Below are 21256 nucleotides of genomic sequence, written 5' to 3'. Positions count from 1 at the left end.
TTACTTCTACGCGTTTTGCCCTACAGTTTCGTCTTCAATTCCTAGTTCTTCCTTAATCCAATCATAACCTTCTGCTTCAAGACGTTGAGCAAGCTCCGGTCCTCCTGATTTAACGACACGACCTTGCATCATTACATGAACATGGTCAGGTGTAATATAGTTTAGCAAACGTTGGTAGTGGGTAATGATTAAACAACCGAAATTATCATCACGTAACTTATTAATTCCTTTAGAAACAACTTTTAATGCATCGATATCCAACCCAGAATCAATCTCATCCAAAATAGCGATTTCTGGTTTTAACAACATTAATTGAAGAATCTCGTTACGTTTTTTCTCCCCACCTGAGAATCCTTCGTTCAGATAACGTTGTGCCATATTTTTATCTATTTCTAGAAAATCAAGCACACTGTCCATTTCTTTAATGAATTTCATTAATGAGATTTCGTCTCCTTCTTCGCGACGAGCATTAATAGAAGAACGTAGGAAATCAGATGTGGTTACTCCGCTAATTTCACTTGGATACTGCATTCCAAGGAACAAACCTGCACGCGCACGCTCATCTACTTCCATTTCAAGAACGTCTTCTCCATCAAGGTGGACAGACCCATCTGTAATTTCATATTTAGGATGACCCATAATTGCAGAAGCAAGTGTGGATTTACCAGTACCGTTTGGTCCCATAACAGCATGGAATTCTCCACCTTTTATTGTAAGGTTTACACCTTTTAATATCTCTTTACCTTCGATTGACACATGTAGATTCTTGATTTCTAACGTTGACCCTGCCATATCTATACCTCCAGTTACTAGTAATTTAATTATATTTGAATAGATAAGATATCCATTCTCAATTTATTCTCATTACAATCTTAAATCATTTCGAATGTATTATCAACTCTTTTAGGTTGTATGGTTTATAAGGATTAAAACTTTATTCTTCTAAGCTTAAGGATTGTCATTTTGGTTTCAGTTAAATTCATTTTTCTTTACCGTTTCTAAGTATAATGGATGAGGATATTTTTTAACCTTACATTATGTTATTACAATGTCACTCAACACACGTTCCAATTATTCTCAGAGTTGGAGTGAACTGTGACTAACTTGGTTGACTGTAAAGGGGTTTTATAAAATCACATCACTAAAATCGGCTAAATAACACCGCTACGGAAAAACACTGCGCTTTTCGGGGGCGGCTGATGAGCCTCGGGCCAACACGATGTTAGTCATGAAGGCGTTGCGACAAAGGTTTTCGATGGGGCGAGTATGCGCAGCCCCAGGATGTCGCGACTTTAGCCTTCCAGCCACTATAACGCATTCCGGGCTCTCACCTATGCCTCATCTCCCCCAGAAGTCTCCGTATTTTTCCTTCGCTAAGGTCTATTTTTTCTGCTATTAAATGCCTTTAATTAATAAGTAGCATATACTAATTGATTGGAGTGTAGGGAGGCGACTCATGCCGGGCGGCAAAGAAGACACTGCGAGATTACGAGCAGATTTCGCACTTGTACACGGAGGTGTGAAAGCGTCCGCATGCAACGGAATTCAATGGGGCTTACCTCTTCAATATTTCAGTGAGCTTTCCAACAACAAAGATATTTTTCATACGTAACTTAAATACCAAAAGTTAGTTTACATTTTATCTATTTCCCGAACTAATCTAATACTTCTACCTAATATAGTGCCCTTTCTTAAAACATAGCAATACCGATGCCCACAAAGACACCGGTACAATTAATTCTCTATTTATCTCTGTATTTGGCTTTCTAAGTCCGCTTTCAGCTGTTTGCATTGTTCATATTCACGTTCTCTTCTTTTTTCTACTGCGAGACGATTTTCCAACTTACGTTCATACTCTGCATACCCAATTTTATGGGATTGTTGCATTGCTTTCTCCATTTCAGGAGTGTAATTCATACTTATTCCACTATTAATAGTGAATCATCCTTTCGGTTTGTTTACGTTACTTATCGTAACACAAGGACAATTCCCGCTTCAATGAGCTTATAAACGTATGAGTAAGCATTTAACTCCATATGACGTGGTAATATTCAGTATGTGCATCCCCTACATAAACATTTCGCTTATTTCAAGCATATACTGTTAAATGCTCAGTATTTACTCATTGCTTCCCACTGGGACAACTGCACCATCATATTTTTCCAATATATAGTCCTGGATCTCTTTGGAATGAAGAACTTCAACCAATTTATTTAGTGCTTTATTATCTTTATCTTCAGCTTGGACTGCAATCACATTCACATATGGTGACTTTTCGTCCTCAATAAATAAGGCATCTTCTGTAGGATTCAGTTCTGCCCCAATTGCATAGTTTGTATTAATAACCACAAGGGCATTCTCTTCTGTTTCATATAGTTCCGGCAATAAAGCTGGATCATAATCTGGTGTGAACTTCAAATTTTTAGGGTTTTCTACAATGTCATCTACTGTAGCCTCAGCTTTTTTCACATTCTTATCCAATTTAATTAAACCCTCTTTTTCAAACAATGCGAGTACACGGCCACGATCAGAAACAGAATTGCTCATAATAACCTCAGTACCATCAGGTATTTCCTTCGTACTCTTAATTCCTTTTGAGTAAGCTCCCATTGGTTCAATGTGTATACCATCAATATAATCCAGTTCATAGCCTGTATCTTCTATAGTCTGTTCTAAATAAGGTATATGCTGAAAGTAATTCGCATCTAAATCTCCGTTTGCCAAATCATCATTAGGTAATACATAGTCCTCATATTGTTCTATTTCCAATGTAATGCCTTCTTCTTTAAGTAAAGGTTTTGCCTCTTCTAATATTTCAGCATGGGGCACACTCGATGCTCCTACTTTAATTGTATTTTCATCTGAAGCTTTGTCCTCCCCACCACATGCTGCTAAAACAAGTGCCAATAATAATGATACAAAAGCAATAAATTTATTCATGTTAAGTTCCTCCTGATTAATTTGAATTTATCTCTTATCCAGCTTGTTAGCGATATAGTCTCCAATAAATTGGAAAATAAATACAATAATTACAATGATAATGGAACAAATCAATACAATATCGAAGTCACGACGCTGGAACCCGGAATAATATGCATAGCTTCCCAAACCACCAGCCCCAATTGCTCCGGCCATTGCTGTATAACCTATTAAGGCAATTGCCGTTACTGTTAATCCTGAAATAAGAGCAGGCATTGACTCAGGCAGTAATACCTTGAAAATAATTGTGCTAGTTTTAGCTCCCATTGCTTTGGCTGCTTCCACAACACCTTTATCTACTTCTCTCAATGCAATTTCTACTAATCTTCCGTAAAAAGGAGCTGCTCCAATAATTAAGGCAGGCAATGCGCCATTTGGTCCCCGAATCGTACCCATGAGAAAATTAGTGAATGGAAATAACAATAGTATAAGAATAATGAAAGGGATAGCTCTAAATATATTTACAAACGCAGCTACAACAAAGTGAACAAACTTATTTTGCCATATTCCATTTTTTGTTGTTAGATATAAAAGTAACCCAAGTAATATACCAAGAATAAACGTTCCAATTAAAGCAATGATTGTCATATAAAAAGTTTCATAAGTGGCGACCCAAAAATCTTCCAAATTAATATTCGGGAATAAATCAGTTAACATGCTGTACAACCTCCAATTCTACAGAGGTTTCTTTTTCGATATACTGAATAGCTTGTTTTATTTCAGTCTGGTCACCATCCATTTGTACAAATAGTGAACCATAAGCCCCTGCCTGTGTCTGTGTGATTTTACCCTGTAATATGTTAATGTCTATATTAAATTTTTTAGCAACTTGACTGATCAGGGCTTGATTAGTAGTTTCTCCAACAAAATGCAATCGTATAATTGTCCCGTGTTTGTATGACTGGATAAGTTGCTGCAAATCTTCTTCCTCTTCATTACTACCCATTACCTGTTCTACAAATTTTCGTGTAACATCTTGTTTTGGTTTTAAAAAGACATCCAGGACGTTTCCTTGCTCAACAATCTTGCCACTCTCCATTACAGCAACTCGATTACAAATTTTGCGTATAACATGCATCTCGTGAGTTATCAAGATAATGGTCAAGCCAAGTTTATTATTAATGTCCACTAATAAATCCAGAATTGAATTTGTAGTTTCAGGGTCCAGAGCAGATGTAGCTTCATCACAAAGCAAAACTTTTGGTTTGTTTGCCAATGCCCGGGCTATACCTACACGCTGTTTCTGTCCTCCGCTTAGTTGAGAAGGATATGCATTTTCTTTACCTGCTAAACCAACCAAATTAATTAATTCCTGTACTCTGTCATCTCGCTCAGTTTTAGGCACACCTGAAATTTCTAAAGGAAACGTAATGTTCTCTTTTACCGTTCGAGACCATAATAGATTAAAATGTTGAAATATCATCCCAATTTCCTGACGAGCTAATCGAAGTCCTTTTGTTTTCAAGGAACTAATTTCCTGGTTATTAATTGTTATTTGGCCTTCCGTTGGTTCTTCCAAGCGATTCAACAAGCGTACAAATGTACTTTTTCCCGCTCCACTATAACCAATAAATCCAAAAATATCACCTTCATTAATGGTCAGGGTTATATTATCAACTGCTGTCACTTGATTATGTGCATCTGTGTTAAAAATTTTGCTTAAACCCTTTATCGAAATCACGCTTAATCCTCCTCATAAACTACAACAAGCCTATTTTACCCTAAAAGATTGTTTCTACATCAAAATAAGGGGGCTCAGAATAATTGTAAAAGCTTTATAATTTATACACCTACAAAATTAAAAACGTCTTTCTGCAAGAGAACAGAAAGACGTTAGTTATTGTCATTTCGTTCTCTCATCTTCCAAAGCTTTCACTTTGCTGGAGTTAGCACCTTTCAAACAGAAATGTTTGAAGGTTGCCGCGGTTTCACAGGGCCAGTCCCTCCACCGCTCTAGATAAGAGTCACGTTATTAAGTTTAAATTTAATAGACAAATAGTATCATGCGCCTGACATATTGTCAATCGTTTATATAATCAAGTCGATAAGAACAATTCTGGTTTATATTCCAATAGATACGTGTAAAGATTACCGATTGACTTAAATGCATACACTTTTTCTTTAATTTCATTTTTTTGCTTAATTAATAAGCAAGGTACACTCTCCACCTCATTTTCAAGCATAAATTCAGGGTGTAAAGAAGCATTCATAGTGAGAAAAAGATTCTCCTTATGAACAGTTTCAATCTTTTCAAGCATCCCTTTGGCTATTGAGCAGGTACCGCAAAAGGGGGTATAAATATAAAGTAAATACTCAGACTGCTCTAATTGATCTGTCTTAATTTCCTGCAAAAAATCACCTTCTAAAGAAGGAACATTGGGTTTACAGCTATCCGTTTATTTAACAAAGCTGCTGCCAAAATATGTTCCGGGGTTGTTGCAACTTCACGATATTCACTACTTACATAAATGTGCTCGGCGTGCGGTAGTTCCCGCGCTAGTTGTTTTCTGAGCTTCCAGCCGGAACGATCCTCATCAACAAAAATAAACACGTCTTTATAATCCAAATGATATGTTTCCAGAAGTTCATCGAACCTCTCGACCCCAAGGGTTCCATTTGTACAAATAATTGTAACATCATCTGTGATTACTTTGTTTATTTGCTTTTTGTCTGTTAATCCTTCCACAATAATTACCTTTTCAGATTCATGAGCCATGATTACACAACACCTCTCAGGAATTCAAGCAATATGGTCTACATAATTCATTATATGATGAAAACAAGGCTGGCTATACAACCTTTTTAAAAGTTATATGCCAGCCCAGTTAAATTGAATTTATTTATAATTAGTCTTCTTTAATGAATTCCTCATATTTATCGCTTGATAAAAGGTCATCCATTTCATCATTGTTGGATGGTTCAACAACGATCATCCATGCTTTTTCGTATGGAGATTCGTTTACAAATTCAGGGCTATCTTCAAGTTCTTCATTGACCTCTACAACTTTACCACTGATTGGTGCATAAAGCTCAGAAACAGTTTTAACTGATTCCACACTACCAAATGGCTCGTCTAACTCAATTTCTTCGCCAACTTCTGGTAATTCTACAAAAACAATATCTCCCAGTTCATCTTGAGCGAAGTCAGTAATCCCAATACGGACTTTATTATCTTCTTTTTTTACCCATTCATGTTCTTCTGAATATAAAAGATCTTTTGGTAAGTTCATTGCTATCCCTCCATTAGATAATTCCAATTTAACTATACAAGTTATAATCATTTTTTTCTAGTGTTTTATCTTATTTTATAACCAATTTTCGTTAAACGATTCTTCTTTATACCCTACTGTTACCTTTTGACCATCCGTTACAATCGGCCGCTTGATTAACATACCATCAGATGCCAGCCATTCTGCCATCTGAGAAACGGTTGCATCTTTAATCTTTTCTTTCATATTTAATTCCCGATATTTCATTCCACTAGTGTTAAAAAATTTCTTTGCAGGTAAATCGCTCTTATCAATTAACTCTTCTATTTCTCCCTTAGTGGGTGGGTTCTCCACAATATGTATAGGTTCGTAAGAAATGCTATGATCATCCAACCATTTTTTTGCTTTTTTACACGTACTACAGTTTGGGTACCAATAAAACGTTACCGCCATCACACATCTTCCTTTCTTATGTATACTATTAAGAGTATATCAAATTTGATTATATAGTAAGAAAAGTAATGCTTAGTTCTGGTTTTAAGAATATGGATTATGTGGTGTATGTTAACTAATTAACTACTTTTCACGCCTCCTACAAAGGAATAAAAAAATCCCACCGCGAGTAATCGGTAGGATTTCCAGTAAAATATTAGACTGTATATTTTTCTTCTTCAATTATTTTAGCTGCAATTTCACGTTTCTTTTCAATGACATTTGTCGGGGTGTGACGAGTTAACTTTCTTAATGAAGAAAGCATCATACGTAATGTGTCTCCTGATTCTACAGCAATTAATGTTTCTTTAGCATCTGCCTCAATTTTGTTAAATGCTTCTTGAACATAAACCTGTGTATAAAGAAGTTTTTGTTTATTCTTTTCTGCCCCTGATTTTTCTATTGCTTTTTCAGTTCGAAGAATAGCAGCTTCCATATTATAAACTTCAGCAGTCATATCAGCCAGATTAACTAGGATTTCCTGTTCCTGATCAAGCTTTTTCATATACTTTTGAGCTGCTAACCCTGCACCAAGCAATACCATTTTTTTAGCATTTTTTAATAGATGCTTCTCTTGCTCCAATGGTTCAATACCAACTTCCTCTGGCATCATCATCATAAGTTCCTCTTGTAAGCTTTGTGCTTTTTGAAGTAATGGCAGTTCACCTTTCATCGCTTTTTTCAATAGAGTACCAGGTACGATAAATCTATTTATTTCATTAGTTCCTTCGAAAATGCGATTGATTCTTGAATCGCGATACATCCGCGCTACTTCATATTCTTCCATAAATCCATAACCACCGTGCAACTGAACAGCTTCATCCACAACGTAATCCAGACACTCCGTTGCTGTATATTTATTCATAGAACACTCAATTTGATATTCAGCAATGGCTCGCGCAACCTCACGCCCATCCTTTAGTTGTTCATCACTTAGTGCCCCCATCCGCTGTTCAAATAAACCCACAGTACGATACACAGCACTTTCATTCGCATAAGTTTTAGCAGCCATAGTAGCTAATTTCTCCTTTGTTAAAGAAAAACTGGCGATTGGCGTACCAAATTGCTTTCTTTCTTTAACATACTTTGTAGCCACTTCTATTGCACGTTTTGAACCGCCAACTCCTCCAATTGCAAGCTTATAACGTCCAACGTTTAGAATATTAAATGCAATGATATGTCCGCGACCTTTTTCACCTAATAAATTATCAACAGGGACTTCTGCATCCTCTAAAATTAATGTGCGTGTAGAAGAACTCTTAATCCCCATTTTCTTTTCCTCTGGGCCGGTTGATACTCCAGGGAATTCTCTTTCTACAATAAACGCGCTAAAGTGCTCACCATCTATTTTTGCATACACAATAAATACATCAGCAAAAGCAGAGTTCGTAATCCACTGTTTTTCACCATTTAAAACATAGTGCGTACCTGCCTCATTAAGCTTTGCGGTAGTCTTTGCGCCTAAAGCATCTGAACCTGAACTTGGTTCAGTTAAAGCATATGCTGCCAACAATTCACCAGTTGCTAGTTTAGGCAAATATTTTTCTTTCTGTTGATCATTCCCAAAAAAGACAATTGGTAAAGAACCGATACCTACATGCGCTCCATGTGTTACAGAAAAACCTCCGGCTCTTGAAAATTTTTCAGTAATTAATGAGGAGCTTATTTTATCTAAAGCTAATCCACCATATTCTTCAGGTACATCTGCACCTAATAAGCCTAAATCCCCCGCTTTTTTCAACAAATCAACAGAATGTTCAAATTCATGATTCTCTAGGTTATCTATCTTAGGCAAAACCTCTCCAATCACAAAATCCTCCGTTGTTTTTGCGATCATTTTATGCTCTTCTGTAAAATCTTCTGGTGTTATTACATCTTCCCCTCTTAAATCCTCAACTAAAAATGCGCCACCTTTGAAAAGTCTTTCTTTTGTTTCACCCATATTAAATCGACCCTCTCCATTTTAGAATATTTTTTATCCTATACGAGTTCAAATACCCCTGCAGCGCCCATACCGCCACCAATGCACATTGTTACTACACCAAATTGAACCTGCTGTCTCTTCATCTCATTAATCAAGCTTAACGTTAGCTTTGTTCCTGTCATACCAAGTGGATGACCAAGGGCGATGGCTCCACCATTTACATTTACCTTTGCAATATCTAAATCCAATGCTTCGATAACACGTAAAGATTGGGAAGCAAATGCTTCGTTCAGTTCAAACAGACCGATATCTGCTAGTTGTAACCCAGCAATTTTTAATGCTTTAGGAATAGCCTCAACAGGGCCGACTCCCATAATCTCAGGTTCAACACCAGCTACAGCAAAGGACCGGAATTTCACAAGTGGTACTAATCCTTCTGCCAACGCTTTTTCCTTATCCATAACCAACACAGATGCAGCGCCATCACTCATTTGCGACGAATTCCCAGCTGTCACTGATCCTTTCACATGGAAAGCAGGGCGAAGTTTTGCCAATACCTCTGTAGTGGTTCCTACACGCACACCCTCATCCATTTCAAATGTGAATTTCTTTTCTTCTACTTTATTATTTTTTCCAATCACTCGCTCTGTAATTTCTACAGGAACAATCTCTTCAGTAAATTTACCTTCTTGGATTGCTTTGGCTGCACGTTCATGACTTTGAGCAGCAAACATATCTTGGTCAGTACGTGATATTCCAAAACGGTTCGCTACTTCTTCAGCCGTATGTCCCATCCCCATATAGTAACCAGGCGCATCCTGAACAAGCTTGGAATTAGGCTTGATAACATGACCACCCATTGGAATCAGACTCATAGATTCTGCTCCACCAGCTATAATGGTGTCACTTGACCCTACCATAATACGTTCAGCAGCAAATGCGATGCTTTGTAATCCTGATGAACAATAACGGTTGATCGTGATGCCGGGGACATCTTGCTTCAAGCCCGCAAGACCAGCTATATTACGGGCCATATTCATTCCTTGTTCAGCTTCAGGCATAGCGCATCCAATAATTACATCATCAATTGTTCCTTCATAATTACCTGCACGCTTTAATGTTTCTTTTATCGTTAAGGCTGCTAAATCATCTGGCCGACTATTTTTGAGTGATCCTTTTTTTGCTTTTCCTACAGGGGTTCTAGCTCCTGCAACAATAACTGCTTCCTTCACATTCCTTCCCCCTTTTAATTTCGTAATGGCTTTCCTTTTAATAACATGTGCTGCATTCTTGCTTGTGTTAATGGTTCTCCTATTAAACTAAGAAATGCTTCTCTTTCCAAATCCAACATGACCTGCTCGTCTAGTAAAGTACCTTCTTTAATTCTTCCCCCTGATAGTACAAATGCCAGTTTCTCAGCAATTTTCACATCATGATCAGAAGCATATCCGCTTAATTGCAAGTTTTTCGCTCCTAATAACATAGCAGCATAACCAGAATCACCGACTACTGGTACCTTCTCTCGTTTTGGTGCTTGGTAGCCTGCTTTCGCAAAAGATAACACCTTCTCTTTTGCATCATGCAATAGATGATCAGCGTTTTTACTTATCGCATCATTATAATTTAAGAAGCCATTCTCTCTTGCTTCTTCTGCAGAAGTAGATACTTTAGCTGTCGCTACTTTTTCAAATACATCATTAGCAACTTTTGAAAGATCAAAATCTACCCCGTCAGGTATATTACGCAACTCTTTAAGATAAAGCTCTTTTGTACCACCACCGCCAGGAATTAAACCAACACCGAATTCAACGAGCCCCATATACGTTTCCGGAGCTGCTTGAATAGCTGCCGCTGGTAAGGAAACTTCTGCTCCTCCCCCTAATGTCATATTAAATGGGGCAGCGATAACTGGTTTGTTTGCATATTTTATAGACATCGCCATATTTTGGAATTGACGTACGACCATTTCCAGTTCAAAGAAGTTATCATCCTGTGCTTCCATCAGCATCATACCCAGGTTGGCACCTACACAGAAATTTTTACCTTGATTACCGATAACAAGGCCCTCATAATTTCTGTCTGTTTCTTCAATGGCATAATTCATCATTTGGATTATGTCAAGACCGATAGCATTGCTCTGTGAGTGGAATTCCAACCCTAAGACTCCATCTCCTAAATCTATTAAACTTGCACCCGTATTCTTTTTAATGACCCCTTTTGTTTCTTTAATTAATTGAAGATTAATTTCTTTTTTATTAAACTTCTGCTTTTTGTACTCTCCTTGGTCATAATAATAGACCTTCCCATCTTCTTTCCTATAAAAAGATGTATTGCCATCTTCAAGGAACTTCATTACCCAAGCCGGTATCCTTTCGTCTTCCTCTTGCATACGCTTAATGGATTTTTCCACACCAATAGCATCCCATGTCTCGAAAGGACCAATTTCCCATCCAAATCCCCACTTCATTGCCTCATCAATAGAAACGATATCATCCGCGATTTCACCTAGTAATTCCGCTGAATAAAGCAGTACTGGCTTTAATATAGACCATACAAGATCGCCTGCTCTATCGCCCTTTGATGATACAAGCGCTTTCAATTTATTCGTCGTTCCTTTTTCTTGTTTAGCCATTTCAGTAGCTGCGGTTTTTAATTTCTGTCTTTCTTCATACTCCAATGTTTCCGGATTTAGTTCATATATAGTGCTGCCACTCTTTTCTTTTTTCTTAAGGAAAAATCCTTGCCCGCTTTTAGCACCGAGCCAGCCCTTTTCATGCATTTCTGTCATGAATTCCGGTACATCAAATACTTCTTTTTCTGGTCCTTCAACTTGATCATATACATTTTTAGCAACATGAATAAAAGTATCCAACCCAACTACATCCAAGGTTCTGAAGGTAGCGCTTTTCGGTCTGCCAATCATTGGACCGGTAACTGAATCTACTTCTCCAACACGATAGCCGCCTTTTAACATTTCTCTTACTGTCACAAGCAAACCATAGGTCCCTATCCTGTTTGCAATAAAGTTAGGTGTGTCCTTTGCTTCCACTACGCCTTTACCAAGTACATTTTCTGCAAATTTCTTCATAAACTGAAGTACTTCTTTATCTGTATCTTTTGTTGGAATGATCTCCAATAACTTTAAATATCTTGGAGGGTTAAAAAAGTGTGTTCCCATGAAATGTTTACGAAAATCTTCTGATCGTTCTTCTGCCATCGCTTCTACTGAAATTCCAGATGTATTTGAGCTTACAATAGAACCTTCTTTTCGATATTTATCTACTTTAGAAAATACTTTTTTCTTCACTTCCAGATTTTCAACAACTACTTCAATAATCCAATCTGCTTCCGCCAATTTCTCCATATCATCGTCCATATTACCAACTTCTATTAGATCTAACGTTTTCTTAGAAGTAATTGGTGATGGTTTTTGCTTTAAAAGAGCTTGTTTGCTTTCGGCTGCCATCCTGTTTCGTACAGCAGGATCCTCTAAACTAAATCCTTTCTCCAGCTCTTTTTTTGTTAACTCACGTGGAACGATATCAAGCATAATTGTCGGAATACCTAAGTTAGCCAAGTGAGCAGCAATTCCCGAACCCATTACGCCTGACCCTAATACCGCGGCACGCCTGATTGATTGCTTCATCTTTTGTCCCCCATTCTCATTTTGAATGAATACTCATTCATTTTATTGCGAAAATAAAAAGATAGCTCCCTATCCATCTATTACTACTATAAAATACTTTCTGACATTTCGCAATAAATAAGTTAAAAAATATTAATTATATTTAGATATGTGATCAACATCATATTGACCACATATCATTTATCTTAAACTTTTATTTTACTACCCCTTTTAATACGAATAGTACGTTTGCTGGTCGCTCTGCAAGCCGTCTCATGTTATAACCATACCAATCATTTCCATAAGGTAGATAAACACGTACTTTATATCCCTCCATACGCAAACGTTGTTGAAGATCTAACCGAATGCCATAAAGCATTTGAAACTCAAATTGATCACGTGAAATATCTTCAAGCTGCTCCAGCCGTTTTACATAATATATAATATCTTCATCATGTGTTCCAATAGCCGTGTAGTGGCCATTCTTTAAATTTTGTTTAATTAATTTTTTATAGTTCTCGTCTACATCCTTTTTCTTTGGAAAAGCCACTTCTTGCGGCTCTTTGTAAGCGCCTTTAACTATTCGCAGATATGGTTCATATGTGCTTAAATCTTGAAGATCTTCTTCTGTACGATACAAATAAGCTTGCAATACGGTCCCCACATTGTCATATTCTTTTCTTAGTTCTTTGAAAATTTCAAGCGTTTTACCACAGCGCGTATGGTCTTCCATATCTATCGTAACAGTTACATTATATTCTCTGGCAGTATCCAAAATTTTTCTCATGTTCTCCATCACAAGTTCTCTAGATATATCAAGACCCATGGAGGTCATTTTTAAAGAAACCTCTGAATCTAATTTTTTATTACCTATTACCGTAATGGCATGTATACATTCAGCAGCAGATTCTCTCGCTTCCTGTTCATTGTCGATAAACTCTCCAAGATGGTCTACTGTCACAGCAAAGCCTTCTTCATTTAGATTATTTATTTTTCTCGCTGCATGTTCAATGTCAATTCCGGCAACAAATCTTGCGGCCCCAAAACGAAGCCCATAATTTTTCGCTGCTTTTGTAAGCGTTTTATTTTTTGATAAAAATAAAAAGAAGTTACGCATAAGTTGTTCCATGCTATCTTACCCCCAAATAAAAAATATAGTACATTTATTAACTATTATTCTAGCATTTTTTTCTGAAAATAAATATCTTTTTATTAAAATAAATGGAAAACTGGTTTCCGCACTCGGAAACCAGTTATTTTTATACTACTACGTCATACCCTTGCTCTTCTATAGCTTCACGCATTTTAGCAATCGTTACTTGCGCATTATCATACGTAACATCTACTTTTCCAGTATTAAGGTGTACTTCCACACCAGTTACTCCAGATAATTCTTCCAAAGCATTTTTGACAGCTTGCTCACAATGTCCACATGTCATACCTCTTACATCTAATGTTGTTTGCATGATTTGAACCCCTTTCGAATAATTTTTTTATATCTTAACTCGCTTCAACCGAAGTGAGTTGGACACAACACTTACAGAACTAAAAGCCATAGCAGCTCCGGCAACCCATGGTGCTAGGAAACCTGCAGCAGCAATAGGGATTCCGGCGCTATTATAAGCTAACGCCCAGAATAAGTTTTGACGTATATTTTTAATTGTTTTATGGCTTAGTTTTATTGCTTTAGGAATAAGCAAAAGTTCTCCCCTTAGAATGGTAACATCTGCTGCTTCAATTGCAACTTCAGTCCCTGTTCCAATAGCAATACCAATATCAGCAATGGCTAAAGCTGGTGCGTCATTAATACCGTCACCGACCATAGCTACTTTTTTGCCTTGAAGTTGGATGTCTTTTACTTTATCCGATTTTTCTTGTGGTAAAACCTCTGCAATTACATTTTCTTTTTTTATGCCGACTTGAAGTGCAATTGCTTCCGCTGTACGTGTATTATCTCCTGTAAGCATATATACTTCTATATTTTGATCAACTAATTGATTAATTGCCTCTTTTGCAGTTTCTTTTACAGTATCAGCAACAGCTATCAGGCCGGAATAGTGATTATTTACAGCTATAAACATCGCTGTTTTACCTGCAGCTTCATATGCCCTTACTTGATCTTCTACATTAGAAATATCAATTTGATGATTTATCATTAACATTCTAGTACCTACAATAATATTGTTCTCTCCAATTTGCGCTTCAATACCATGACCAGGTACAGCACGAAATTCATCAGGATCCTCTAAATGTATTTCCTCTTCCAAAGCATATGCTACAATAGCATCTGCCAACGGGTGCTCCGAATTATTTTCTGCACTTGCTAACAGTTGCAGTGTCTCATGTGTGCCAGTAAAATCAGTTACTTCTGGCCTTCCTTTTGTTATGGTTCCGGTTTTATCGAAAATAATCGCATTTAGTTGATGTGTACGCTCAAGATGCTCGCCCCCCTTAAACAAAATGCCATTCTCCGCAGCCTTACCGGTACCTACCATAATTGAAGTTGGGGTAGCCAGACCCAGCGCGCAAGGACAAGCAATTACAAGCACGGCAATTGCAGCAACTAATGATGATTCAAAATTACCAGCATCTACAAAAATAAACCAAGCTAAAAATGTTAAAATGGCAATCCCAACCACTATTGGAACAAAGTAACCAGAAATAACATCTGCTAACCTTTGGATTGGTGCTTTTGAACCTTGAGCATCTTCCACCGCCTTAACAATAGAAGCTAATGCAGTATCTTGCCCTACCTTTGTTGCTTCCATGTCAATTGATCCGTTCTTATTCATTGTAGCCCCGATAACTGCAGATTGAGCATCTTTTTCAATTGGAATAGATTCTCCAGTGATCATAGATTCATCTACAGAAGTTCTCCCTCTCAATACAATACCGTCTACAGGTATTTTTTCACCAGGCTTCACACGAATAACATCCCCCACACGTACTTCTTCTATAGGTATCATCTTCTCCGTACCTTCTTCTATAAGTCTTGCCTGCTTTGCTTGGAGATTCAAGAGCTTTGATATAGCAGTAGTTGTTTTGGACTTTGCGTTCGTTTCCAAATATTTACCGAATAGAATAAGGGTGATTAAAATGGCACTCGTTTCAAAATACAAATGTGGTTCATATCCTGAAATGTATCCCGATTTAAATGCTTCATATAAACTATAGAAGAAAGCAGCACTTGTACCTAATGCAACTAATACATCCATATTAGCACTACGGTTACGTAAATTTTTATATGCTCCAACATAGAATTGCCACCCGATAATAAATTGAATTGGCGCTGCCAAAACGAGCTGGAACCAAGGATTCATCAATATAGCCGGAAGAGATAAACCCAACAAATGGTCAAACATGGTTAGTAATAATGGAAGAGATAATAATGCAGAAATAACCAGCTTAACTTTCATTCTTTTTATTTGCTTTCCTTTTTCTGTTTTTTTCTCTTGGTTATTTACTTTTACCTTAGCATCATACCCCAACTTTTGAATCTGCTTAATGATATCCTCTTCTTTATAAATGGCGGGATTATACTCTACAGAAGCATTTTCGGTAGTAAGATTTACATTTGCCTGTTTAATACCTTCCTGTTTATTTAATACTTTTTCTATTCTCGAGGAGCATGCAGCACATGTCATTCCCCTTACATGGAAATCGGATTTCTTCATTTCTACTCCGTAACCAAGTTTTTCAATTCTTGAAGTAATATCACCCATTTTTACCTTAGCAGGATCATATTGTACATTAGCCTTTTCCGTAGATAGGTTGACATTAGCTTCCACGCCATCCATTTTATTAAGTACCTTTTCTATTCGCGATGAACACGCAGCACATGTCATTCCCGTCACACCGACACTTGTTTGCGTTTTATTATCCATTTTGTTAACCTCCCTACTTGGAGAAATGCTTTAGGACCTCCATTAATTCTTCAATTGCTTCATTTCCTTCTCCCTCTTTAATAGCATGACTCACACAGTGTTTTGTATGCCGTTCTGTTATTGAAAAACCTACTTTTTTAAGCGCTGCTTGAATAGCATTGATTTGGACGAGTACATCAATACAATACCGGTCTTCTTCGATCATCTTTTGAATTCCCCGCACCTGCCCCTCTATTCTTTTCAGGCGATTAATGACTGCAGATTTTTCATCTTCAGACCTTGGTCGAATGGGATGTTCATATAAATTATTATCCAATGTTACACATCCTTTCATATCTTAACTATACAATACCCCCCTATAGTATTTATTGTCAATATTTTAGCTTTACTAATTTTATTTTGTATGAATCACTAGGTTGTTTTCTGTTCTCATACGTAATCATTACTGTTTACAAAGCGTAACCATTACGGTATTATAATTAAAGAAACTTAAACTGAGGTCTTTAATAATGTAGCTTTTTTGACTTTGTAAGTAATAATTGAACGAGCTATTCAAGTACAAAACAGAGAATGGAAGGAATCAAACAATGAAACAATTTTTCTTAGCAATAATTATTATCTTATTAAGCATAGGGACAGTGGCATGTTCCCAGCAAAAAGAGAATGCAGATGATCAGTTAACTATTTATGCTTCCATTTATCCTATCCAATTTGCAATTGAACAAATTGGCGGAGATCGTGTGAATACAAATACAATTTACCCTCCAGGGGTAGACGCACATACCTATGAACCTACCTCCAAGACAATGACAAGCCTAGCTGAAAGTAATGCATTTATTTTTTTAGGTGCAGGCATGGAGGCATTTGCTGAAAAAGCTGCAGATGCTCTTGCAAAACAAGAGGTTGAATTAGTAGAGCTTGGTAATCATGAAGAGTTATTCCACACAGAGCAAAGACAAGAGCACACACATGACGATGGGCATCACCATGGTGACCACAACCCTCACATATGGCTTGACCCACAGAGAATGATCAAGATGACTGAACTAATTAAAGATGAATTAATCAAATTACAACCGAGCTCGGAAAAATACTTCACCGAAAATTTCAACACGTTAAAACAGGAATTAATGGAATTGGATAAACTCTATACAGAAAAGCTGGAAAACAAGCAGGATAAACAAATCATGGTATCTCATGCTGCTTATTCTTACTGGGAAGATCGCTATGGGATTAAACAGATTGCAATAAATGGTTTATCTTCAAATGATGAACCATCCCAAAAAGAATTAACACAGATTATTGACCAAGCAAAAAAATTTGATATTAACTATATTGTTTTTGAACAAAATTCATCGAACAGGGTAACTGAAATTATTCAAAAGCAGCTTGGAGCTGAAGCTGTTACCATTCATAATTTAGCTGTATTAACAGATACTGATATTAAAAATGACGAAAACTATTTAACAATTATGAAGCAAAATTTGAAAGTACTTAATCAGATTACAAAGTAAGAATAGAGGGTTAGATATGACAGAAACGGTTGTTAGTATGAATAATATTAGTTATGCATATGAGCGGAAAAATGTATTGGAAAATGTAAACCTTGAAATACCCAAGGGCTCTTTCATGGGTTTAGTGGGACCAAATGGTGGAGGTAAAACAACTTTAATTAAAATTATATTAGGATTAATAAGACCGGATAGTGGAAATATTCAGCTATTAGGTAAAAATATAGATACATTCCGAGACTGGAACAAAATTGGCTTTGTTTCACAAAAAGCAAATGCATTTAACAAAGGCTTCCCAGCAACAGTATTTGAAGTTGTTTCAATGGGATTAACAGCAAAAATTGGTTACTTAAAATTTTTTAAAGCAAAGCATAAACAAAAGATACTTGAAGCCATTGAACAGGTAGGTATGCTGGAATTTGCTTACCAAAATATCGGTAACCTTTCAGGAGGTCAGCAGCAGCGGATTTTTATTGCAAGATCCCTTGTTAATGAACCAGAATTATTGATCTTGGACGAGCCTACAGTTGGGGTTGATGCAGAAAACGTAAAGCGTTTTTATGAATTACTTCATCGTTTAAACAGAGAACAAAATATAACTTTATTATTGGTCACACATGATACCGGGACAATGACGGAACATGCTACTGATATTGTATGTTTAAATAGAACCTTGCATTTTCATGGAGACCCACAAACGTATACGTCCTTGTCGGAAAAAGATTTATCAACTATTTATGGACATCCTGTAAATATAGTTGTACATGATCATTAAAGTTGGAGGAAGCTAAATGTTAGCAGATTTTTTAGAATATGACTTTTTGAGAAATACATTTTTGACCGGTTTACTAATTGGAATCATCGCCCCCTTACTTGGAACTTTTGTTGTTGTAAGGCGGCTGTCTTTAATAGCCGACGCGCTCTCTCACGTTACTCTAGCTGGGATAGCATTTGGTTTATTTATTGAAAAAAAATTCGCCATAACCTTTATTACACCTATTTATAGTGGAATGGCGTTCTCCGTGATTGGTTCTATTTTCATTGAAAAGCTGCGCGGGGTTTATAAGGCTTATCAGGAGCTTGCGATCCCGATTATACTGTCTGGCGGGGTTGGGCTAAGTGTCATTTTCATTTCACTTGCAAACGGTTTTAATACAGATCTATTTAATTATCTCTTTGGTTCTGTATCTGCAGTGAGCGTAAAAGACTTGTACTCTATCCTGACAATTAGTGTCATTGTCCTTTTATTGGTTGGCCTATTTTACAAGGAGTTATTTACTCTTTCATTTGATGAAGAACATGCGAAAATCTCAGGTATTCATTCAAAACCAATTCATTTTCTTTTTATTATATTAACCGCACTTGTTATAGCCGCATCTATTCGTATTGTCGGTGTGTTGCTCGTTTCTGCACTAATGACTTTACCGGTAGCAGCCAGCATGCGATTAGCTAAAGGCTTTAAACAAATGATGTTTTTGTCTATTGCTTTTGGTGAATTAGCTGTTATTATGGGGTTAATATCAGGCTATTACTTCAGCATCCCACCTGGAGGTACTATTGTTGTAATATCAATTGTTATACTACTGCTATCCATCGGAATTAAGAAATTTAAAATTAACAGGATCAGAAAGCAGGTGAACATAAATGGATATTAATGATGCAATGAAACGATTAAAGGAGCATGGATATAAAGCTACGGGTAAAAGAAGAGAAATTTTAGAGTTTTTTCAACAAGCAGATGGGTATCGGACAGCAAAGGACTTAATACAAAAGCTTGAAAAACGTTATAAGGGCATTAGTTTTGATACCATTTACAGAAACTTACATTTGTATACAAAGATAGGTATTTTGGAAGCAACAGAGCTTAACGGTGAAAAGCAATTCCGTTTCACGTGTACACATCATCATCATCACCACTTTATATGTAAAGATTGTGGAAAAACTAAAGAAATAGATGTATGTCCTATGGGTGAAGTAAAGCAAGCATTAGCAAATTACGAAATTGAAGACCATAAATTTGAAATCTATGGATTGTGTCCACTATGCAAACCCGCATAAGCATTAATCTACTTTTGATAATTGGAATTGGAGGAATGATTGGATCCACATTAAGGTACTTCATTTCTCTAATACTTATTTCACCTGGTTTTCCTTTATCTACCCTTACTGTCAATCTGTTAGGGTGTTTTTTATTAAGTTTCTTATTAAACATTGGAAATAGAAGAAATTTACTCTCTCCTGATCTAATGACAGGCTTAACAACAGGGGTTCTTGGTTCCTTTACCACATATTCGACTTTCGTGGTGGAAGCGGCTAATCTAAACTCGTCAACTACAACCTTCTTGTATATTGTGAGCAGTTTGGTAGGCGGCTTACTCTGCTGTTATGCCGGTTTTAAATTAGCTAATCGAAGGAAGGTTGCTACATGAGTATACTTTGTGTTGCTGCTGGAGGCTTCTTAGGCTCTATTTGTCGGTTTTCTATTTCTATCTTATTTAATAAACATACAATTGGCACATGGATCGCAAACCTATCTGGGGCAATCCTGCTTGCCTTCCTGTATAAGTGGCATTATAATGAGGTAATTGGTGAATTGGTATGGCTATTTTTAGGCATCGGGTTCTGTGGGGCCTATACTACTTTCTCTACGTTCGGGAATGAGACGCTTAATTATATTTTACAAAAAGAGTTTGGCAAAGCAACGATCTATATCTTTTTTTCATTAACTATACCTTTACTAGCAGTTTATTACATTTTTTAAGTTTATACCGCAGTAAAAAACAGCTTGGATATCCAAGCTGTTTTTTACTTATCCGAATACTTCTGCAAGAACTTTTGATTCTTCATGATCAAGCATATTCTTTTGAATTACTTCGTCTACTTGTTTATTCATTTGTTGCTTTAATTCTTGAGAAGGATCCGACTCTCCTACAATCACTATCTTCTCCCACTCTTTATCCTTAGCAGCTTTGTCTAATTTTGGAGCAATTTTTTTGTACCAACGCTGCTTATTTGCTTCATATCTAGCTGCGAAATTATCTTTTTGTGCGTTTGTAGCTCCTGGCGCCATGAAGAAGCATTTGCTTTTCGTGGACCTACTTTTTGTCTCCAATCATCCGTATCCATGTTTAGTTCGTATGAATAAATTTCTTCAATTTCATTGAGATATGATTCTATAACCTTTACTTCATTTTGTTGAACCAGTACAATTCCTGTTTTAGGATAACTTTCTTCCAATTTTTTAATTTGCCCTAGCTCAGGAGTTTCCTGCCAGAAAAACTCTGTCTTCAAACGCATTTGAACACGGTCTGCAAACCATACTTCCTCATCAGCAGTAGCTATAATAACTACTCCGCGGAGGAATTTCTGTTCATTTCCTTTTATAAATTTATCCACTTTCTGTTTAACTAATTGAAAGTTTTTAAGTTCTTCTTTATCTTCATCCTCTTTTAAATAGCTTTCGAAATTACGCATGCCATTTTTGTAATGGATTTTCCACTCTCCACCTTGCTGTTCAGGATCAGAGGGATCTGTATTTAAGTACATCGTAAAAACCTTATTTGAATCACTTCTTCTTATATTTTCCAATTCTTTAATTTCTTTTGTTAAATCCATATGCTCAGGCACTCCTT

The 21256-nt window shown here is 36.7% G+C and carries 25 protein-coding genes and 1 riboswitch; of the genes, 7 read left to right on the top strand and 18 right to left on the bottom strand.

Going from position 1 to position 21256, the window contains the following annotated elements:
• Nucleotides 1-6 precede the first annotated feature (6 nt).
• Entirely contained in the window at nucleotides 7-792 is a 786-nt protein-coding gene (gene sufC, locus JCM12304_RS08760; RefSeq protein WP_019378657.1) for a Fe-S cluster assembly ATPase SufC, read from the bottom strand.
• Nucleotides 793-1456: 664 nt separating this feature from the next.
• On the opposite strand from sufC, the gene JCM12304_RS19575 reads away from it, so the two are divergent.
• Complete coding sequence (locus JCM12304_RS19575) at nucleotides 1457-1612, top strand: hypothetical protein (protein ID WP_172675275.1); 156 nt, start codon at nucleotides 1457-1459, stop codon at nucleotides 1610-1612.
• A 134-nt stretch (nucleotides 1613-1746) separates the two neighbouring features.
• Here JCM12304_RS19575 and JCM12304_RS19570 read toward each other — a convergent pair whose 3' ends face one another.
• The 15 genes from JCM12304_RS19570 to JCM12304_RS08690 all read right to left on the bottom strand — a co-directional run bounded on the left by JCM12304_RS19570 (nucleotide 1747) and on the right by JCM12304_RS08690 (nucleotide 16447).
• Nucleotides 1747-1917: a YuzK family famiily protein gene (locus JCM12304_RS19570; protein WP_019378659.1), complete on the bottom strand. Its 171-nt coding sequence runs from the start codon at nucleotides 1915-1917 to the stop codon at nucleotides 1747-1749.
• Between the two features lie 201 nt (nucleotides 1918-2118).
• Nucleotides 2119-2940 (bottom strand): MetQ/NlpA family ABC transporter substrate-binding protein, encoded by an 822-nt coding sequence (locus JCM12304_RS08755; protein ID WP_060679815.1) that lies wholly within the window; start codon nucleotides 2938-2940, stop codon nucleotides 2119-2121.
• A gap of 27 nt (nucleotides 2941-2967) precedes the next feature.
• The gene (locus JCM12304_RS08750; protein ID WP_019378661.1) at nucleotides 2968-3636 is read right to left on the bottom strand and encodes a methionine ABC transporter permease; all 669 of its coding nucleotides are present in this window, start codon (nucleotides 3634-3636) and stop codon (nucleotides 2968-2970) included.
• Complete coding sequence (locus JCM12304_RS08745; protein ID WP_019378662.1) at nucleotides 3626-4660, bottom strand: methionine ABC transporter ATP-binding protein; 1035 nt, start codon at nucleotides 4658-4660, stop codon at nucleotides 3626-3628. Before JCM12304_RS08745 ends, JCM12304_RS08750 begins: the two co-directional genes overlap by 11 nt.
• Before the next feature lie 172 nt (nucleotides 4661-4832).
• A riboswitch (SAM riboswitch) is annotated at nucleotides 4833-4943 on the bottom strand.
• Between the two features lie 72 nt (nucleotides 4944-5015).
• A complete protein-coding gene (locus JCM12304_RS08740) occupies nucleotides 5016-5330 on the bottom strand; it encodes a thioredoxin family protein (protein WP_060679813.1) in 315 nt (104 codons plus the stop codon).
• 11 nt (nucleotides 5331-5341) lie between these two features.
• On the bottom strand, nucleotides 5342-5695 hold the full coding sequence (locus JCM12304_RS08735; RefSeq protein WP_019378664.1) for a toprim domain-containing protein: 354 nt from the start codon (nucleotides 5693-5695) through the stop codon (nucleotides 5342-5344).
• A 130-nt stretch (nucleotides 5696-5825) separates the two neighbouring features.
• On the bottom strand, nucleotides 5826-6209 hold the full coding sequence (gcvH, locus tag JCM12304_RS08730) for a glycine cleavage system protein GcvH (protein WP_019378665.1): 384 nt from the start codon (nucleotides 6207-6209) through the stop codon (nucleotides 5826-5828).
• Between the two features lie 75 nt (nucleotides 6210-6284).
• The gene (locus JCM12304_RS08725; protein ID WP_060679811.1) at nucleotides 6285-6641 is read right to left on the bottom strand and encodes an arsenate reductase family protein; all 357 of its coding nucleotides are present in this window, start codon (nucleotides 6639-6641) and stop codon (nucleotides 6285-6287) included.
• Nucleotides 6642-6837: 196 nt separating this feature from the next.
• Nucleotides 6838-8622, bottom strand: a complete 1785-nt coding sequence (locus JCM12304_RS08720) for an acyl-CoA dehydrogenase FadE (RefSeq protein ID WP_060679809.1) — start codon at nucleotides 8620-8622, stop codon at nucleotides 6838-6840.
• A 38-nt stretch (nucleotides 8623-8660) separates the two neighbouring features.
• Entirely contained in the window at nucleotides 8661-9836 is a 1176-nt protein-coding gene (locus tag JCM12304_RS08715; RefSeq protein ID WP_060679807.1) for an acetyl-CoA C-acetyltransferase, read from the bottom strand.
• Between the two features lie 14 nt (nucleotides 9837-9850).
• Nucleotides 9851-12250: a 3-hydroxyacyl-CoA dehydrogenase/enoyl-CoA hydratase family protein gene (locus JCM12304_RS08710; RefSeq protein WP_060679805.1), complete on the bottom strand. Its 2400-nt coding sequence runs from the start codon at nucleotides 12248-12250 to the stop codon at nucleotides 9851-9853.
• 193 nt (nucleotides 12251-12443) lie between these two features.
• The gene (locus tag JCM12304_RS08705; RefSeq protein ID WP_019378670.1) at nucleotides 12444-13358 is read right to left on the bottom strand and encodes a proline dehydrogenase family protein; all 915 of its coding nucleotides are present in this window, start codon (nucleotides 13356-13358) and stop codon (nucleotides 12444-12446) included.
• A 130-nt stretch (nucleotides 13359-13488) separates the two neighbouring features.
• Nucleotides 13489-13695, bottom strand: a complete 207-nt coding sequence (copZ, locus tag JCM12304_RS08700; protein ID WP_019378671.1) for a copper chaperone CopZ — start codon at nucleotides 13693-13695, stop codon at nucleotides 13489-13491.
• Between the two features lie 27 nt (nucleotides 13696-13722).
• A complete protein-coding gene (locus tag JCM12304_RS08695; protein ID WP_060679804.1) occupies nucleotides 13723-16113 on the bottom strand; it encodes a heavy metal translocating P-type ATPase in 2391 nt (796 codons plus the stop codon).
• Nucleotides 16114-16126: 13 nt separating this feature from the next.
• Nucleotides 16127-16447, bottom strand: coding sequence for a metal-sensing transcriptional repressor (locus tag JCM12304_RS08690; protein WP_019378673.1), 321 nt, complete (start codon nucleotides 16445-16447; stop codon nucleotides 16127-16129).
• 253 nt (nucleotides 16448-16700) lie between these two features.
• Here JCM12304_RS08690 and JCM12304_RS08685 point away from each other — a divergent pair, with 253 nt between their 5' ends.
• Genes JCM12304_RS08685 through JCM12304_RS08665 form a run of 6 tightly spaced genes read left to right on the top strand, consistent with a single transcriptional unit; the run spans nucleotide 16701 to nucleotide 20385 of the window.
• Nucleotides 16701-17627 (top strand): metal ABC transporter solute-binding protein, Zn/Mn family, encoded by a 927-nt coding sequence (locus JCM12304_RS08685; RefSeq protein WP_019378674.1) that lies wholly within the window; start codon nucleotides 16701-16703, stop codon nucleotides 17625-17627.
• Between the two features lie 16 nt (nucleotides 17628-17643).
• On the top strand, nucleotides 17644-18399 hold the full coding sequence (locus JCM12304_RS08680) for a metal ABC transporter ATP-binding protein (RefSeq protein WP_060679802.1): 756 nt from the start codon (nucleotides 17644-17646) through the stop codon (nucleotides 18397-18399).
• 16 nt (nucleotides 18400-18415) lie between these two features.
• Complete coding sequence (locus JCM12304_RS08675; protein ID WP_019378676.1) at nucleotides 18416-19279, top strand: metal ABC transporter permease; 864 nt, start codon at nucleotides 18416-18418, stop codon at nucleotides 19277-19279.
• Complete coding sequence (locus tag JCM12304_RS08670; protein WP_019378677.1) at nucleotides 19269-19682, top strand: Fur family transcriptional regulator; 414 nt, start codon at nucleotides 19269-19271, stop codon at nucleotides 19680-19682. The genes JCM12304_RS08675 and JCM12304_RS08670 overlap by 11 nt, the downstream gene beginning before the upstream one ends.
• Entirely contained in the window at nucleotides 19667-20053 is a 387-nt protein-coding gene (locus JCM12304_RS19040) for a fluoride efflux transporter FluC (RefSeq protein WP_081504620.1), read from the top strand. Before JCM12304_RS08670 ends, JCM12304_RS19040 begins: the two co-directional genes overlap by 16 nt.
• Complete coding sequence (locus JCM12304_RS08665) at nucleotides 20050-20385, top strand: fluoride efflux transporter FluC (protein ID WP_060679800.1); 336 nt, start codon at nucleotides 20050-20052, stop codon at nucleotides 20383-20385. The genes JCM12304_RS19040 and JCM12304_RS08665 overlap by 4 nt, the downstream gene beginning before the upstream one ends.
• 48 nt (nucleotides 20386-20433) lie before the next feature.
• On the opposite strand, the gene JCM12304_RS20340 is transcribed toward JCM12304_RS08665, so the two are convergent.
• Both JCM12304_RS20340 and JCM12304_RS08660 read right to left on the bottom strand, forming a co-directional pair.
• Entirely contained in the window at nucleotides 20434-20694 is a 261-nt protein-coding gene (locus JCM12304_RS20340) for a VLRF1 family aeRF1-type release factor (protein WP_369813152.1), read from the bottom strand.
• Nucleotides 20598-21239 carry a VLRF1 family aeRF1-type release factor gene (locus tag JCM12304_RS08660; RefSeq protein WP_369813151.1) on the bottom strand — a complete coding sequence of 214 codons (642 nt, stop codon included), beginning with the start codon at nucleotides 21237-21239 and terminating at the stop codon, nucleotides 20598-20600. Before JCM12304_RS08660 ends, JCM12304_RS20340 begins: the two co-directional genes overlap by 97 nt.
• Nucleotides 21240-21256: the final 17 nt, after the last annotated feature.

The organism is Virgibacillus halodenitrificans JCM 12304 (assembly GCF_001310895.1).
Taxonomy (GTDB): Bacteria; Bacillota; Bacilli; order Bacillales; family Amphibacillaceae; genus Virgibacillus_Q; species Virgibacillus_Q halodenitrificans.
This window is presented reverse-complemented; position numbering and strand designations above follow the sequence as displayed.

Bases quoted from the DNA above. Each gene is read 5' to 3' on its own strand.
- JCM12304_RS08755 (WP_060679815.1), bottom strand. From the start codon at position 2,940: ATGAATAAATTTATTGCTTTTGTATCATTATTATTGGCACTTGTTTTA.
- copZ (WP_019378671.1), bottom strand. From the start codon at position 13,695: ATGCAAACAACATTAGATGTAAGAGGTATGACATGTGGACATTGTGAG.
- JCM12304_RS08695 (WP_060679804.1), bottom strand. From the start codon at position 16,113: ATGGATAATAAAACGCAAACAAGTGTCGGTGTGACGGGAATGACATGT.
- JCM12304_RS20340 (WP_369813152.1), bottom strand. From the start codon at position 20,694: ATGGCGCCAGGAGCTACAAACGCACAAAAAGATAATTTCGCAGCTAGA.
- JCM12304_RS08705 (WP_019378670.1), bottom strand. From the start codon at position 13,358: ATGGAACAACTTATGCGTAACTTCTTTTTATTTTTATCAAAAAATAAA.
- JCM12304_RS19575 (WP_172675275.1), top strand. From the start codon at position 1,457: ATGCCGGGCGGCAAAGAAGACACTGCGAGATTACGAGCAGATTTCGCA.
- JCM12304_RS08680 (WP_060679802.1), top strand. From the start codon at position 17,644: ATGACAGAAACGGTTGTTAGTATGAATAATATTAGTTATGCATATGAG.
- gcvH (WP_019378665.1), bottom strand. From the start codon at position 6,209: ATGAACTTACCAAAAGATCTTTTATATTCAGAAGAACATGAATGGGTA.
- JCM12304_RS08660 (WP_369813151.1), bottom strand. From the start codon at position 21,239: ATGGATTTAACAAAAGAAATTAAAGAATTGGAAAATATAAGAAGAAGT.
- sufC (WP_019378657.1), bottom strand. From the start codon at position 792: ATGGCAGGGTCAACGTTAGAAATCAAGAATCTACATGTGTCAATCGAA.
- JCM12304_RS08725 (WP_060679811.1), bottom strand. From the start codon at position 6,641: ATGGCGGTAACGTTTTATTGGTACCCAAACTGTAGTACGTGTAAAAAA.
- JCM12304_RS08735 (WP_019378664.1), bottom strand. From the start codon at position 5,695: ATGGCTCATGAATCTGAAAAGGTAATTATTGTGGAAGGATTAACAGAC.
- JCM12304_RS08665 (WP_060679800.1), top strand. From the start codon at position 20,050: ATGAGTATACTTTGTGTTGCTGCTGGAGGCTTCTTAGGCTCTATTTGT.
- JCM12304_RS08685 (WP_019378674.1), top strand. From the start codon at position 16,701: ATGAAACAATTTTTCTTAGCAATAATTATTATCTTATTAAGCATAGGG.
- JCM12304_RS19570 (WP_019378659.1), bottom strand. From the start codon at position 1,917: ATGAATTACACTCCTGAAATGGAGAAAGCAATGCAACAATCCCATAAA.
- JCM12304_RS08710 (WP_060679805.1), bottom strand. From the start codon at position 12,250: ATGAAGCAATCAATCAGGCGTGCCGCGGTATTAGGGTCAGGCGTAATG.
- JCM12304_RS08670 (WP_019378677.1), top strand. From the start codon at position 19,269: ATGGATATTAATGATGCAATGAAACGATTAAAGGAGCATGGATATAAA.
- JCM12304_RS08690 (WP_019378673.1), bottom strand. From the start codon at position 16,447: ATGAAAGGATGTGTAACATTGGATAATAATTTATATGAACATCCCATT.
- JCM12304_RS08750 (WP_019378661.1), bottom strand. From the start codon at position 3,636: ATGTTAACTGATTTATTCCCGAATATTAATTTGGAAGATTTTTGGGTC.
- JCM12304_RS19040 (WP_081504620.1), top strand. From the start codon at position 19,667: ATGCAAACCCGCATAAGCATTAATCTACTTTTGATAATTGGAATTGGA.
- JCM12304_RS08720 (WP_060679809.1), bottom strand. From the start codon at position 8,622: ATGGGTGAAACAAAAGAAAGACTTTTCAAAGGTGGCGCATTTTTAGTT.
- JCM12304_RS08675 (WP_019378676.1), top strand. From the start codon at position 18,416: ATGTTAGCAGATTTTTTAGAATATGACTTTTTGAGAAATACATTTTTG.